Source organism: Segatella salivae F0493 (genome assembly GCF_000477535.1).
GTDB classification, from domain to species: Bacteria; Bacteroidota; Bacteroidia; order Bacteroidales; family Bacteroidaceae; genus Prevotella; species Prevotella salivae.
Genome location: NZ_AWGW01000021.1, coordinates 51,763 through 67,143, shown reverse-complemented (window position 1 = coordinate 67,143; position 15,381 = coordinate 51,763). Strand labels below are relative to the sequence as shown.

At 40.7% G+C, this 15,381-nt stretch carries 12 protein-coding genes; 10 read left to right on the top strand and 2 right to left on the bottom strand.

Features of this window, described 5'->3' with window-relative positions; translation table 11 throughout:
- Positions 1-84: 84 nt before the first annotated feature.
- Complete coding sequence (locus HMPREF9145_RS06690; protein ID WP_021825566.1) at positions 85-3,036, bottom strand: outer membrane beta-barrel protein; 2,952 nt, start codon at positions 3,034-3,036, stop codon at positions 85-87.
- A gap of 434 nt (positions 3,037-3,470) precedes the next feature.
- Between HMPREF9145_RS06690 and HMPREF9145_RS06685 the strand changes: the two genes are divergently transcribed.
- The 9 genes from HMPREF9145_RS06685 to HMPREF9145_RS06645 all read left to right on the top strand — a co-directional run bounded on the left by HMPREF9145_RS06685 (position 3,471) and on the right by HMPREF9145_RS06645 (position 12,894).
- Entirely contained in the window at positions 3,471-3,683 is a 213-nt protein-coding gene (locus HMPREF9145_RS06685; RefSeq protein WP_021825590.1) for a hypothetical protein, read from the top strand.
- A gap of 13 nt (positions 3,684-3,696) precedes the next feature.
- Positions 3,697-3,969 (top strand): type II toxin-antitoxin system RelE/ParE family toxin, encoded by a 273-nt coding sequence (locus tag HMPREF9145_RS06680; protein ID WP_021825551.1) that lies wholly within the window; start codon positions 3,697-3,699, stop codon positions 3,967-3,969.
- Positions 3,970-4,392: 423 nt separating this feature from the next.
- Positions 4,393-5,367, top strand: a complete 975-nt coding sequence (locus HMPREF9145_RS06675) for a DUF6261 family protein (RefSeq protein WP_036906900.1) — start codon at positions 4,393-4,395, stop codon at positions 5,365-5,367.
- Between the two features lie 240 nt (positions 5,368-5,607).
- Positions 5,608-6,135 carry a DUF4494 domain-containing protein gene (locus HMPREF9145_RS06670; RefSeq protein ID WP_021825600.1) on the top strand — a complete coding sequence of 176 codons (528 nt, stop codon included), beginning with the start codon at positions 5,608-5,610 and terminating at the stop codon, positions 6,133-6,135.
- 6 nt (positions 6,136-6,141) lie between these two features.
- Positions 6,142-6,816, top strand: a complete 675-nt coding sequence (locus HMPREF9145_RS06665) for a YggS family pyridoxal phosphate-dependent enzyme (RefSeq protein WP_021825564.1) — start codon at positions 6,142-6,144, stop codon at positions 6,814-6,816.
- Positions 6,817-6,914: 98 nt separating this feature from the next.
- Complete coding sequence (locus tag HMPREF9145_RS06660; RefSeq protein WP_021825570.1) at positions 6,915-8,123, top strand: pyridoxal phosphate-dependent aminotransferase; 1,209 nt, start codon at positions 6,915-6,917, stop codon at positions 8,121-8,123.
- A 48-nt stretch (positions 8,124-8,171) separates the two neighbouring features.
- Positions 8,172-9,419 carry an ABC transporter permease gene (locus tag HMPREF9145_RS06655; RefSeq protein WP_021825555.1) on the top strand — a complete coding sequence of 416 codons (1,248 nt, stop codon included), beginning with the start codon at positions 8,172-8,174 and terminating at the stop codon, positions 9,417-9,419.
- 93 nt (positions 9,420-9,512) lie between these two features.
- A complete protein-coding gene (locus HMPREF9145_RS06650; RefSeq protein WP_036906898.1) occupies positions 9,513-11,183 on the top strand; it encodes an AMP-binding protein in 1,671 nt (556 codons plus the stop codon).
- A gap of 46 nt (positions 11,184-11,229) precedes the next feature.
- Positions 11,230-12,894, top strand: coding sequence for an AMP-binding protein (locus HMPREF9145_RS06645; protein ID WP_021825578.1), 1,665 nt, complete (start codon positions 11,230-11,232; stop codon positions 12,892-12,894).
- Positions 12,895-13,646: 752 nt separating this feature from the next.
- Here the strand turns inward: HMPREF9145_RS06645 and HMPREF9145_RS06640 are convergent.
- The gene (locus tag HMPREF9145_RS06640) at positions 13,647-14,051 is read right to left on the bottom strand and encodes a DUF3127 domain-containing protein (RefSeq protein ID WP_021825568.1); all 405 of its coding nucleotides are present in this window, start codon (positions 14,049-14,051) and stop codon (positions 13,647-13,649) included.
- Positions 14,052-14,250: 199 nt separating this feature from the next.
- Here HMPREF9145_RS06640 and dnaN point away from each other — a divergent pair, with 199 nt between their 5' ends.
- Positions 14,251-15,372, top strand: coding sequence for a DNA polymerase III subunit beta (dnaN, locus tag HMPREF9145_RS06635; RefSeq protein WP_021825565.1), 1,122 nt, complete (start codon positions 14,251-14,253; stop codon positions 15,370-15,372).
- Positions 15,373-15,381: the final 9 nt, after the last annotated feature.

Sequence of the window (15,381 nt, the reverse complement as noted above, 5' to 3'; positions counted from 1 at the left end):
CAAACAATATAAAAGGACACCCGCTTATTGAGTGTCCTTTTTTCGTTTCTCAAAACATTTATGAGAAGTTCTTTCCTCTTTTGATTAGAATCTTGGTGGGCCACCAAAGCCGCCGCGCCGACCAGGAGGTGGTGGTGGAGTTCCCCGTCGTTCACGACCACCCATCGGCGGACCGGGCATATCTTTGCGCGCTTCTTTTCCGCCAAACAAATTAAATCGATAAATGACGTGGAGCATTGCGTAGCTGTAAATGCTGTTATACTCGGTATCACTACGCATCAGCGCATTTACACTACGGCTGAAGTTACTCTGTTTGTGAAGAATATCATAGAACTGAAGACTGATTGATAGTGGCCTGCCTTTGAGCATACTTTGAGAGATTTGCGCATTCCAAATCAATTCATTGGTATTCATCGACGCATCGTTGAAGCCTCGGCGAGAGTTATTATGCAAATCTGTTGCAAGCGTTGTGCCCCAAGGAAGGGAAATATTCACCGAGCCACCATAAGAGAACTGCCACGTATTGAGATTACTCTGCCGTTGAAGTTGATTTCTACTGTGCATATAGTTTACCGACCCATCGACAGCTAATTCCAACCAACTATTCCTGTAACTGGTCTCCAAACGCTCACCGAGAGAGGTCGACCGCGTTATATTCTTAACTGAAGACGAGGTTGAATTTAATGCCAGGTACGCCACGTAATGATTATAGTTGACGTTTGTAAATGTGTTGACATTAAAGAAGCCAGCCGAATCTATTGCAGTATTAAACATGAATGCACCCATAGCATTCCAATTTCCGTTGATATTCTCGGGTTGAATGGTTCGCCCTCCCGTACGCTCATCATACGTAACCTTATTACTAATGCTGTTGCGCGTGTTACTATAATTGACGAAGGTCATTATTGCCCGTTGTCTTTTTTCTACATAATTATTGTAGAATAGACGGAAATTGTTTGTAAAAGATGGCTTTAAACCGGCGTTTCCTTTCGAAATGTTCAACGGATCACTATCATCGGTGATAGATAACAGCTGCGACATGCTCGGTTGTGACGTTGTACCGCGGTAATTGATGCGCAGATTGCTCACTTTGTTGAAACGATAACGGAAATCAAGTGTCGGCGAGAAATTTGTCACAGTGCGCATCGTATCTACATGGATTCCTTGATAATTCTGAAGATATTTCGACTTTTGTGGCTGCAACATCACGCCGACATTCAAGTTGTATTTCTTTCTGATGAGACGCAACATCAATTGAAACTCGTGGATATAGTTTCTATACGTAGAATACCTACTCAGACGTTGATCGTAGTAGTCATCGAGCGGATTGGCCAACCTGCCAAGATAACTATTCCAGTTTCCGTAGTCAAAAGGCAAACCGCTGAAGAATGTTTCGCCTAAATTACTAAAATCATAGGTCTTTCTGTTGCTCTTACTATATTTATATTGAAATTCATAAGAGAATTGAAGGAATGTCGCACGCGCAATGGGTTCGCTATAGGCAAATTTGAGTTTATACCCATAGTTTGTGGTAGGCACAAGTTTCCAGCGATTAGTTTGATATGTCGAATCTTGCCCCAAGACATTTTGAACCTGATATAAGTGGATGTTATTCAGCGTGAGTTCGTGGCCATCGCTCAACCCGTAGTTTCCGCCCACGCGCAAGGTCACGTTGCGTCCCTTTGTTCCAAACTTACGATTATATTGCAATGTTCCGCTTAAACTCTTATTCGAATTGTCACTTATGCCACTATTTTCCTGCGTATTCACCATCAGATTTTCAGCATCAAGCCTCGTAATGGCTTCTGCCAGCAGCGGATTAGCAACATACAGATAAGGGTCTTTACTGAACGTGGCCGAAAGGCTGTGCGCAAGATTATCCCCACGATTGTAAGTGAATTGTGGGCGGAACAAGATGTTTGTCATCGTGTCGGGCGTCCATTCCAACCGCAATTGGCCATCCCACGAGTTACTGCGCGAGAGGGTTGAGCTATTGTTGTTTGAAAATGCTCCTATCCTGCTGACGAAGTTCTCCATAGAGCCTAAGGCGTTCACATCCCCATCAGAATGATTCCAACGCACCGAAGCATCCATCTGCAACCGGTCTTTCAATTCATAATTATAGTTTAAACCGAGCATCTTCGACGCATTTAATCCCTGCGGACCTGCACCGAAGCCTCGGAATCCGCCGCCAGGGAAGCCCATGTCGTTGACATTATTTGCGTTGGCAAACATCATCAGCCTGTGGTTCCCGTTAAACCATCCGCCCATGGCTTTCTCCGCATAACGCCGCTGGCTGCCGATTGCCAAGTCAATATTCCCAAAACTACCCTTATTCATGCCGTCCTTCATTCCAAAATCAAGCACCGTTTGCTCTTCGCCATCATCGATGCCCGTCACTTTGGCCATATCGCTCTTTTGGTCATAAGCCTTGATTTTATTAATCACCGAACTTGGTATGTTCTTCAATGCCGTCTTCGTATCGCCAGTCATAAACTCTTTTCCGTCGACAAGAATCTTTTTCACTTCCTTTCCGTTGACAGTTATCTTTCCGTCACTCGACACTTGCGCGCCCGGCAGTCGTTTCACAAGTTCTTCTATGGTCGAACCTTCGGGTGTGCGAAAGGCTGAAGCGTTATAAACAAAAGTATCCTCTTTGAGCGAAACTTTTGTTGCCTGGCCAGTGATTGTTGTCCCTTTCAGCATCACGGCATCAGCGCCCATGACAATGGAACCCAAAACCACATCTTTCCCATTCTCCACATTGGCGTGTTTAATCACCGCTTTATATCCCACGCTCGTAATCCTAACGAGATAACGACCATCGGCAGGCGCACTGAGCTTAAACTTGCCGTCATTGTCAGAAAGAGTGCCCGATACGAACGAACTATCGCGGGCACGAAGCAGCTGCACAGTCGTTTGTGCCATACTCTCCTTGGTATCGCGGTCAGAAAGCTGTCCGCTAATCTCCCTACTCTGCGAAAAAACAGGAAGCCACACTATGATGGAGAAAAACAATAACAAAAATCTTCTCATGTAAATTGCGCTACAATAAATTTTAATTTATCTTCAAAAGTCTAACTCAAACTGACATAAACCGCAACATCCTCTTCAAATCGTTATCCACCTTTATATATATAAGGCCACATCCCTTCAGATACAGATTAAAAAGAGCTGCGATTGGCGCAAAATTAATCAAATAATCCCTCTCAACTGCAAATCTTCATGTTAAATAAATCTATCTTTGCCCATAAACACCGCATATCCCAACGTTTCTCGCCCCACCTTCGCCTATTTCTGAACAGAAACAATTGCAAATGAATTGCCAAAAAGAAAATAAAACCAATGACAAAAATTTTGATTTACCAACAGAAACTATTATCTTTGCAAACAATAGTAAATGTTCACGATTTGAAATAAAAGCTCGTTGCATTTGCTGTTAATCAAATAAAAAACAAAGAGGCTAAATCATGAATACGACAACAATTCACAAAGAGATGGTCAAGTTAGGAGTTTCAAGTGTTGCAGACCTCAAATTCCTCAAAGAACTTGCAAAACGCATGGGATGGACGTTCGAACATACACGGCGCAATGGACTTGATGAGGCAATAGAAGACTTTAAGGCAGGGCATACGCATAAAGCTAAAAATGTAGACGACTTGATGGCTCAGCTGATGAAATGAAAAACGTATCAACATGTATGAAATAGAATTCACAACAAAATTTCGCCGCTCGTTTAAGAAATGCATCAAACGCGGATTAGACGCAAACATTTTCAAACGGGCTATCATGTTGCTACAAACATCTGGCACCCTACCTGTTGAGTATCGTCCTCATAAGTTATCAGGAAAATATGCAGGATATTGGGAATGTCACTTACAACCTGATTGGCTTATGATTTGGTTACAAGACGACCACAAACTTGTGTTACATCTCATTGACACTGGCACACATGCTGACCTGTTCTGACTATTTCTGTAGAGGGAATGTTATCCTGTTCAGCTTTCAAATAATTTTCTAAGCAAAAACAAGTCTAAGCCTCCAATCTCTAAACATAAACAACCTTAAACAATCAAATAATGAAAAAATGAAAGAAAATTCTCCATGAAAAATATACAAAATGAATAAAATTGTCTGAGGAACTGGTGTAAATTATCTGTTTTCATGAAAAACTGCTCGGGAACGGGTGTAAATCATCAGATTTCATGAAAAACTGCTCGGGAACGGGTGTAAATCATCAGATTTTATGAAAAACTGCTCGGGAACGAAGGACAATCATCAGATTTCATGAAAAACTGCTCGGGGACGAAAGACAATCATCGGTTTTTTAGAAAAGCCACTAATATATTTTAATTCATAACCCTATTGTTGAATTTATAAAATGAATACACAATGGAAATAATCGAAATCCGTAAACATTCGCTTCACAACATGGAGCATTACCAGTTCGCCACACAAGTTATTAAACTTTGTGAAGAGGCGGGCATCGAAAAACTTAAAACTTTGTTGAAAACCTTGAAGGATGCAGTTGCCGAAGAAGACAAGGCGCTGAATATTCCAAGGAAAAAAGAGGGAACGGCTGATTTGGAGGCGCTCGACCGCGCACGAGACCATGCCTATCGCGCACTGCAGCTGTTGGTGGAGATGAATTTGCTCTCCGAAGACGTTGATGAACAAAAGGCGGCTCAAAAAATGGAAAATGTGATGTCGCGCTACCCAAAAGTAACCACGTCGAACTATAACAAAGAATCGGCCTTGATAAAAAATCTTGTGGCCGACCTGCAAGACGCTAAACTCGCAGAAGCTGTGACGAAACTTGCTGCAACGGAGTATATCACGCGACTATCGAAAGCCAACGAAGCCTTCGACAAGCGCTATCTTGATGCGTTGAAGACAATCATTCCCACGGGAACTTATGATATCAAAGCGTTGCGCGCTGCCACTGACAAGGCATTGAGTGCGGTTGCACTTCGCATCAAAGCACTCGCCGATCTTGCGCCCGAAACTCCAAAATTGGATGTGCTTATCTCCGAATATAACGCAAACTCTGACAAATTCCGTGCGACAGTGGCTCACCGCGAAGGAAATTCGAAAAGTGCTCAAGAGAAACGTTCAGCCACTGAAGAAAAACTGCTGAAACCCGGTTTCGAAGCATTAGAAACGAAGCTGAATTTGGCAAAAAACAGTCTCAAATTTACAGGAAAAGCCGAAGGGCGAGGTTCTAAACGCCATTATGAATTAGCCATTGCCGGACAGACGACAGCCGACGGCAAACCCAAGACAATTTGGGTGAGTGTGGACAAAGACGGAGTGTTGGAAGTCATCGAAAAGACGATAACTATCAAGAAAAAACCTGCGGAGAAGTAAAAAACGGCTCGTTCTGAATGAATCCTACAAGAAAAGCGTACAACCGACTGCGATTGTGCGCTTTTTTATTGGTTTCTCTTCAGATTCTTGGGATAAAACGATTATAAACCATCGTTTGAAGAGGCAAACGAGCAACCGACTGAACCTCGTCCACGGATTGAACCCTGGAAATCTCGAAAAATTTGCATAATTCATTTTTCTTTTATAACTTTGCTCAACAAAAAACAAAAGATTAAGACAATGAGAAGCAGAACTGCAGTTTGGTTTGAAGCCAAAATACGTTACGAGAAGACAATGGAAGACGGCATGCAAAAAAAAGTGTCGGAAAGTTATGTCGTTGATGCATTGAGTTTCACGGAGGCGGAAAATACCATCATCGAAGAGATGCGTGTGTATATCAGTGGAGAATTCAAAGTAACCGACCTTAAATCTGCCGCTTATGGTGAGATTTTCTTCAGCGACGTCGATACAGATGACAAATGGTATAAGTGCAAACTGCAATTCATTACGATAGATGAAAAAACGGAGAAGGAAAAACGCTCAACCATCACTTATTTGGTACAGGCCAACAATGTTCCATCCGCAGTGAAACACATTGAAGAAGTGATGGGCAAGACAATGATCGATTATGTGATTGTGGCTATTCAGGAAACTCAGATTATGGACGTATTTGAGCATAATAGTCCAAAATTGAATCAGGATACGCACAGCAATGATGTCCCTGAGTATGAAACTCCGGAGCAAAACAATCAAACAGCAACAGAATAGAAGTGTATGAATGTTGATGTAGCAAAAAATCTGCATGAAGTGATAGGCAACCTGCCTAAAGGAGTAGAATTGGTTGCCATCAGCAAATATCATCCTTGCGAATATATCGAAGCGGTGTATGCTGAAGGTCAACGGCGGTTTGGAGAGAGCCACGAGCAAGAACTGAAACAAAAGGTTGAGCAATTGCCAAAAGATATCCAATGGCACTTCATTGGCCATCTGCAAACCAACAAAGTGAAGTATATTGCTCCATATATTTCGATGATTGAAGCCGTAGACAGTTTAAAGCTGCTCAAAGAAATCAATAAACAGGCTGCCAAGCATGATCGCGTCATAAAAGTGCTCTTAGAACTTCACATTGCTGAAGAAGAGACAAAATATGGACTCACAATTGAAGATTGTAGAGCGCTGTTGGAAGAAGGGACTTGGCGCGAGCTTGACCATGTGAAAATTTGTGGTTTGATGATGATGGCGAGCAACACCGACAATCAAAAGCAGATTGCTGCCGAGTTTGACACCGCAAAACAGTTCTTCGATGAGATAAAAAACCAATATTTCTCAAAAGAAAAAGACTTTAAGGAGCGTTCTTGGGGCATGAGCCACGACTATAAGATCGCAGTTGAACATGGTTCTACAATGGTTCGTGTAGGCACAACGATATTCGGTCCTCGTGTTTATTAGTATCATCGAAAACGAATTTGAATCAAAAAAAATAACTACCTTTGCAGGCAGAATGATAAATCATGGTGGGGAAAAACCATCGTAAATAAAACAAATTTATGCCAGATATATCAGTACGCGGATTAGAGATGCCAGAATCACCTATCAGGAAGCTGGCCCCTCTCGCAACAGCAGCAAAACAACGCGGCACAAAGGTTTACCACCTCAATATCGGACAACCCGATCTTCCTACGCCACAATGTGGCCTCGATGCATTGAAGAAAATCGATCGCAAGCTGTTGGAATATTCTCCAAGTCAAGGCTATCAAAGCTATCGAGAGAAGTTAACCGGATATTATAAGAAATATAACATCAACGTTGAGGCTGATGACATTATCATCACTTCAGGCGGAAGTGAAGCTGTGCTGTTTGCCTTTATGAGTTGTTTGAATCCTGGCGACGAGATTATCATTCCTGAACCAGCTTATGCAAACTACATGGCGTTTGCCATTAGTGCAGGCGCCACCATACGTACAATTGCTACAACTATCGAAGAAGGTTTCTCATTACCCAAAGTTGAAAAATTTGAGGAACTAATCAATGAGCACACACGTGCCATCATGATTTGCAACCCAAATAACCCGACCGGTTATCTATATACGCGTCGCGAAATGAATCAAATCCGCGATCTCGTGAAGAAATATGACCTTTATCTGTTCTCTGATGAGGTTTATCGCGAATATATTTACACAGGCTCACCTTATATTAGTGCCTGCCATTTGGAAGGGATTGAACAGAATGTAATTCTCATTGATTCCGTTTCAAAACGATATTCAGAATGCGGTATCCGCGTAGGTGCATTGATAACCAAGAATACAGAAGTGAGAAAAGCCGTCATGAAATTTTGTCAAGCACGCCTTTCTCCGCCACTTATCGGACAGATTGTTGCAGAAGCATCACTCGATGCCTCTGAAGAATACTATCGGAATGTATATGATGAATATGTTGAGCGTCGTAAATGCCTCATCGATGGTCTAAATCGTATACCGGGAGTATATTCTCCAATTCCTATGGGCGCATTTTATACGGTTGCCAAACTCCCTGTTGATGACAGTGAAAAATTCTGTCGTTGGTGTCTTGAGGAGTTCAATTATGAAGGCGAAACCGTGATGATGGCGCCTGCTTCTGGTTTTTATACAACGCCAGGCGCTGGGATTAATCAAGTGCGAATAGCTTATGTGCTAAAGAAAGCAGACCTCGAGCGTGCATTGGTTGTACTGCGAAAAGCACTCGAAGCTTATCCGGGACGCGTCCTTGACGAAGAGTAAAAAGCTAAAAAGGAAGATAAACTTGTTGTAGAAATAGACAAAAGAACATTGAATCTACCATTTTTCATAGCCAAGAGAATCTATGGTGGCAAGACCGAAGGAAAACAAGTGTCGCGCCCTGCCATTCGCATTGCAACAGCAGGTGTAGCTATCGGACTTGCAGTAATGCTGATTTCGGTGAGTGTCGTACTTGGATTCAAACATACGATACGTGACAAAGTGATTGGATTTGGTAGTCATATTCAGGTTTCAGACTTTATGACTCTACAAACAGGTGACTCCTATCCCATTCAGATGGATGACTCCATGATTACGGTATTGAAGTCTATTCCTGGCATTAAACATGTCCAACGCTACGCACTTAAACAAGGAATACTTAAAACCGACAATGATTTCTTGGGTGTAGTATTCAAAGGTGTCGGTCCCGAATATGACACAACATTTCTTCATCAGAATTTAGTTCAAGGCTGCATCCCACGCTTTAATGATACGACAACCGACAATAATATCCTCATTTCGAAAAGCATTGCAGACAAGTTAGGCGTGAAAGTCAATGATAAAATCTATAGTTATTTCATAGATAAAGATGGAATACGCACAAGAAGATTTAAGATTCAAGGTATTTATCAAACGAATCTATCACAATATGACGACATTACTTGTTTTGCAGACTTAAATACGATTGTAAAACTCAATGGTTGGCATGATGATCAAGCTACTGGAGCAGAACTCATTGTCAAGGACTTCAACCAGTTAGATAATGTGGAGAATCTCGTCATCAAAAAGGTAAACCGCACACTCGACCACTATGGTGAGACATATTCTTCAAAGACAATCCGTGAACTTTGCCCTCAAATTTTCTCATGGCTTGACCTACTCGACCTAAATGTATGGGTTATCCTCGCACTGATGATTGCCGTAGCAGGAGTAACTATGATATCCGGATTACTAATAATCATCTTGGAACGTACTGTGATGATTGGTATTTTGAAAGCTTTAGGCGCACGAAACAAAACCATCAGACACACATTTATGTGGTTTGCGGCATTCATTATAGGCAAAGGTTTGTTGGTTGGAAACCTGATTGGACTTGGCCTTATCACGCTTCAACAGTTCACAGGACTCGTCAAACTCAATCCGCAAACCTATTATGTGAGTACGGTTCCCGTGGAATATAATATCCCTTTATTTATCATTTTGAACGTTGCTACCCTGCTCATCAGCCTCTTTGTGCTCATCGCTCCAAGTTATTTAATTTCTCATATCCATCCTGCAAAGTCCATGAGATACGAGTAAATAAAATCTAATATAGGAAACAAAAAGTGCACATAAAGTTTTGAGATGTGCAAAGAAAGAACTATCTTTGCACAAAAATTTTGTTATTGTGCAATGGACTCACAACCAAATTTCAACCGCTTTATAGAACAAAGCATCATCAATAATTGGGATAAAGACGCCTTGACAGACTACAAAGGTGCCACGCTTCAATTTCATGATGTTGCCCGAAAGATAGAAAAACTGCACATTTTATTTGAGAACAGTGGGCTACATAAAGGCGATAAGATTGCTATTTGCGGTCGAAATAGTTCTCATTGGGCTGTTGCATTCTTAGCCACTTTGACCTATGGGGCTGTTGCTGTACCTATTCAAAATGAATTCAAACCCAAACAAATTCATAATATTGTCAATCATAGCGAGTCTCGATTTCTATTTGTAGGAGATGTTGTTGCAAAGGAAATTGATGCTGAAGAGATGCCTTCACTTGAAGGAATCTTATATTTACCAGACTTTTCTATAGTGCTTTCTCGGTCTGAGAAGTTTACGTTTGCACGCGAACATCTCAATGAAATCTTCGGAAAACGATATCCAAAGTACTTTAGACAAGAACATATCCACTATCATCAAGACCAACCCGAGGAGTTGGCTTTAATCAATTATACAAGCGGAACAACAGGATTCTCGAAAGGTGTGATGCTCCCCTATCGCGCATTGACTGGCAATTATCTGTTCTTAGAAGAAGTAATTGGTTCAAAGATACCCAAGCATTGTAATGTCTTAGCCATTCTTACAATGGCACACATGTATGGTATGATGTGCGAACTCATACTCGAATTCTGCCTTGGAAACCATGCTTATTTCCTCACAAGACTACCAAGTCCAACGCTCATTCAACAGGCTTTTGCTGAAATCCACCCTGCAATGATATTCTCGGTACCCTTAGTTGTTGAGAAGATTATCCGCAAGAATGTCTTTCCAAAGATTCAAAGCAACATCTATAAGCTATTGATGACAATGCCTGTTATCAACAAAAAAATAAAGCAACGCATTCTCGATATCGTACAGGCTGAGTTTGGTGGTGCAATGTATCAGGTTGCAGTAGGAGGTGCTGGGCTAAATAAAGAGATAGAAGATTTCCTTATCAATATCGGATTCCCTATCACTATGGTCTATGGAACCACTGAAACTGCCCCACTGATTACTTATGTTGACTGGCATGATTTCATTCCAAGAAGTTGTGGAAAGCCCGTGAAATTCATGGATGTGAAGATAACCAGTAATGACCCAGAGACCATTCCTGGTGAGATTATTACACAAGGACAGAATGTCATGTTGGGATATTACAAGAACCAAGAAGCTACAGATGCCGTCATAGATAAGGACGAATGGTTTCATACAGGAGACTTAGCTACGATGTCAAAAGACGGACATATCTTCATCCGTGGACGTATTAAGAACATGCTTCTCGGTGCAAACGGGCAAAACGTTTTTCCCGAAGAAATTGAAAACAAGCTAAATTCGATGACCTTAGTCAATGAAAGTCTTGTCATACAAAAAGGTGAAAAAATCATTGCACTCGTTCATCCTGATTACGAAGAAGTTGAATCTTTGAATTTCAGTGAAGATGATTTAAAACAAGTTATGGAGCAAAATCGTAATGAACTAAATGCAATTCTGCCCAAATATGCAAGTCTTTCAGCGATTCAAATACAGAAAGAAGAGTTTGCAAAGACTCCAAAGAAGAGCATTAAACGCTATCTTTATCAAAATACCATCCAATAAAACAATTGATTACCAAACAAAAAGTAATTCAAAAAAAGACAACATTATGGAACAAATACCAAGTTTTAATAGTCTGATACAGCAGTCTATCATAGACAATTGGGATAGAGACGCACTCACAGACTTCAAAGGTGCGACCCTGCAATATCATGATGTAGCTCGTAAAATCGAGAAACTTCATATCATGTTTGAAAGCAGTGGCGTGGTCAAAGGAGACAAGATTGCTTTAGCTGGGCGTAATAGTGCAAATTGGGCCGTAGCATTTCTGGCTACACTCACCTATGGATGTGTGGCTGTTCCAATTCTCCATGAATTCACACCCGAGCAGATGCACAACATCGTTAACCACAGTGAGGCTCGTCTCCTCTTTGTAGGTGATGTAGTGGCAACACAGATTGACCCAACAAAGATGCCTACGCTCGAAGGCATTATCTATATCCCCGACTATTCGCTTGTGCTTTCCCGTACAGACAAACTCACCTATGCACGTGAGCATTTGAATGAAATGTTCGGAAAAAAGTTCCCAAAATACTATCGTAAAGAACATATAAACTATTATATTGAAAAGTCTCCCGACGAGCTGGCTCTTATCAATTATACCAGCGGAACAACAGGATTCTCAAAGGGTGTAATGATTCCTTATCGTGCATTATGGAGCAATGAATATTTCGCTGAACAAGTTTTAGGAAAGGTTGTCAAGGCTGGAGACAGCATCATTAGCATCCTTCCAATGGCTCACATGTATGGTATGGCTTTCGAGTTTATCTTCGAATTTTGTAAAGGTTGCCATGTATTCTATCTCACACGCGTACCAAGTCCTGCCATCATTGCACAGGCTTTTAGTGAGGTTAAGCCGAAGATCATCATCAGTGTACCTTTGGTTATCGAGAAGATTATACGTAAAAAGGTATTCCCAAAGATACAGAACAATCGCATGCGTATGCTTCTTCATATGCCTGTTGTGGCTAAGAAGGTGCGTGAAAAGATATGCGAACAGGTATCAAATGCATTTGGAGGAGAGTTCTATGAAGTTATCATCGGTGGTGCCGCTTTTAACCAAGAGATAGAACATTTCGTTCATCAGATAGGCTTCAAATACACAGTTGGTTATGGCGCTACAGAGTGTGCACCTATCATTTGCTATTCAGATTATAAAGACTTTGTGCCAGGAAGTTGCGGACGGGCTGTTGTAAACATGCAAGTAGAGATTGATAGTCCTGACCCAGAAAATATTCCTGGCGAGATTCTTGCAAAAGGAATGAATGTCATGTTGGGGTATTATAAGAATGAAGAGGCTACCCGACAGACCATTGATGCTAATGGGTGGTATCACACAGGAGACCTCGGTACTAAAGATGCCCATGGAAATATCTTCATTAAGGGACGTTCTAAAAACATGCTACTCGGTGCAAACGGACAAAACATCTATCCAGAAGAGATTGAAGACCGACTCAACTCAATGCCTCTTGTCAATGAAAGTGTCGTGATTCAAGATGGAGATAAGCTCGTGGGGTTAGTGCATCCTGACTATGATGAAGCCAAGAGCATGGGGTTGAGTGACAAAGATTTGGAAACAATCATGGAACAAAACCGCAATGAACTCAATCAAACTCAGCCTGCATATTGCAAACTTTGGGCCATTATCATCCACAAAGAAGAGTTTGAAAAAACACCCAAAAAGAGTATTAAGAGATATCTTTATCAGAAATAGACAAGATTTTCAATAAAAGAAATCAAAGCAAAGATAAAGCAATAAAAGATTAAATTAAAGACAGGAGAAATAAAAGTGCATGTGGCTTTGAATAAAAGCATACGCAGAGAAGACAGAAAAGCATGAACAAAATCACTTCTCTATTATGCCCACAACAAAGCAGAATCATCATTGAGCACATTTATTTTTCCTGCCTTTTTTATATTTCCATCTCCATTTTTTCTTAAGATTGATAAATAAAATACAACCATATTCTTATCGAATAATCACCTAATACCAGCCAATTCATACCACTAATACCCTCCTTAAGCACAGATTTATAACAAGCTTATAATCAGGAAACTAAATAATAAGTATTTAAGTGTTCCACAAACTCTATTTTTTTATCATTCAATAGAGATTTATCCGAAATCTTATCTGCCTGAAATGAGTAAATAATTCAAGCCATTTTAGCCCGCAATATGAGTCATATCATTGTGTGAAACCTATCAGTTTATTTTGTATAGTTAAACACTATGCACATACCTTCAAACTCAATTTGAATACAATCTTAAAAAACACACCCGTTTATCTGATATCTTTTATCAATAAAAGTAAGTGAAATTTGATGAGCAAATCTTCAGAATCCGTCATCATTATGCCATTCTAAAAACTATAAACAGACTGAAAACATGACATAAAATGAAAAAGGGGCGCATCACATATACATGACACACCCCTACATTCTGAACTAATTAAATATTTATTCTATCTTAGAAAGGCAGATCATCTGCGCTTTCTCCTTCTGCACTTTCTTGTGAAGCTACAGGTGCCGGACCACCTACTGGAACAGGACTAACAGGAGTTGGTTCGAAACCTGCAGGCGCGGCAGAAGCTCCTAACGAAGCTGGATCAATCTGACGAACATCAAACGCACGAATACTATTAAACCAACGTCCATTATATTCGTGGGCATCGATATCGAAAGAAACATTTACCTCTTGTCCAATTTGTATATTGAAACGTTGCAAGCGCTCATCACCAAACACACTGAACACCATCTTATGAGGGAAATTCTCATGCGTTTCGATAACAAAATCCTGCGCTTTCCATTCGCCACGAGCAGAAGTTCCCGAGCGAGCGGGCAATGCTGCAATAACCTTTCCTTGTAAATCCATAGTTTATTTTATATTATTTTCAATGATTCTTAAACTAAAAATCGTGTTTTTGTTTTTACACTTGATTTTGCGAAATTACTAAAATAGTTCTAATAAATGAAACATTTTATGTCTTTTTTTTGTTTTACACAAGGGTTTTTAGTATTTTTGTCTCTACAAAAAACGTAAGTGGAATAATAACTATTAAAGAAAGATACTAATGAGATTTACATTATCCAGCAGCGCTCTTAACGCTCGCCTTCAATCACTTGCCAAGGTAATCAACAGCAAAAATTCACTACCTATACTCGATAGTTTCCTCTTCGAAGTAAGCAATAGTGGATTAAAGATTACAGCATCAGACAATGAGAATGTCATGACTTCGCTTGTGCCACTCAGTGAGTGTGACGGAGAAGGAAGTTTTGCAGTGCCCAATCGTACGATTCTTGACGCCGTAAAAGAACTTCCAGAACAACCTCTTCAATTCGAAGTTGATATAGAAGCCCTCACCATCAAGATTCTTTATCAGAATGGTATGTATAACTTCACGGCACAAAATGCTGACGAATATCCTCACACACAAGCTGTTCCAGATGGTGCACACGTGATAACAATGGCTTCAAACTCATTGATTAATAACATCACACGCTCACTTTTTGCCACAGCAACAGACGAACTTCGTCCTGTGATGAATGGCATATACTTTGACCTTACAACCGACTATTTGGCCATTGTAGCCACAGATGGTCATAAGCTTGTACGCAATCAAGACTATACAGTGAAAAGTGACACCCCGGCTTCATTTATCCTTCCCAAGAAACCAGCTACACTTTTGAAAAATGTTTTAAGTAAAGACGATAGTGATGTTGTTATCAAGTTTGACGACCGCACTACTGAAATACGCTTTGCAGAAGGTCAGCTCTGTTGTCGACTCATTGAAGGCAACTATCCCAACTACAATAGTGTGATTCCAGAAAACCCACACAACATGAGCATAGACCGTAAGAGTCTTATCGGAGCTTTACGCCGTGTACTACCATTTGCAAGTGAAAGCAGTCAATTAGTTCGCTTCCGCATTGAATCAGGTAAACTCGAAGTATCTTCTGAAGACATTGATTTTGCAACCAGTGCAAAGGAACAAATCGTTTGTGACTATAATGGTCCACAAATGAGTATTGGCTTTAAGGGAAGCTCTTTACAAGAGATTCTGAACAATCTTGATTGTGATGAAGTAAACTTCCAATTGGCAGACCCAAGCCGTGCAGGTGTTATTGTGCCTACCGAACAACCTGAAAATGTTAATGTTCTGATGTTGATCATGCCTATGTTGCTCAACGATTAAGGAACGACA

What these genes read in the sequence shown, in the direction of transcription:
- HMPREF9145_RS06690 (WP_021825566.1), bottom strand. Translation starts at nt 3,036, where the DNA reads ATGAGAAGATTTTTGTTATTGTTTTTCTCCATCATAGTGTGGCTTCCT.
- HMPREF9145_RS06685 (WP_021825590.1), top strand. Translation starts at nt 3,471, where the DNA reads ATGAATACGACAACAATTCACAAAGAGATGGTCAAGTTAGGAGTTTCA.
- HMPREF9145_RS06680 (WP_021825551.1), top strand. Translation starts at nt 3,697, where the DNA reads ATGTATGAAATAGAATTCACAACAAAATTTCGCCGCTCGTTTAAGAAA.
- HMPREF9145_RS06675 (WP_036906900.1), top strand. Translation starts at nt 4,393, where the DNA reads ATGGAAATAATCGAAATCCGTAAACATTCGCTTCACAACATGGAGCAT.
- HMPREF9145_RS06670 (WP_021825600.1), top strand. Translation starts at nt 5,608, where the DNA reads ATGAGAAGCAGAACTGCAGTTTGGTTTGAAGCCAAAATACGTTACGAG.
- HMPREF9145_RS06665 (WP_021825564.1), top strand. Translation starts at nt 6,142, where the DNA reads ATGAATGTTGATGTAGCAAAAAATCTGCATGAAGTGATAGGCAACCTG.
- HMPREF9145_RS06660 (WP_021825570.1), top strand. Translation starts at nt 6,915, where the DNA reads ATGCCAGATATATCAGTACGCGGATTAGAGATGCCAGAATCACCTATC.
- HMPREF9145_RS06650 (WP_036906898.1), top strand. Translation starts at nt 9,513, where the DNA reads ATGGACTCACAACCAAATTTCAACCGCTTTATAGAACAAAGCATCATC.
- HMPREF9145_RS06645 (WP_021825578.1), top strand. Translation starts at nt 11,230, where the DNA reads ATGGAACAAATACCAAGTTTTAATAGTCTGATACAGCAGTCTATCATA.
- HMPREF9145_RS06640 (WP_021825568.1), bottom strand. Translation starts at nt 14,051, where the DNA reads ATGGATTTACAAGGAAAGGTTATTGCAGCATTGCCCGCTCGCTCGGGA.
- dnaN (WP_021825565.1), top strand. Translation starts at nt 14,251, where the DNA reads ATGAGATTTACATTATCCAGCAGCGCTCTTAACGCTCGCCTTCAATCA.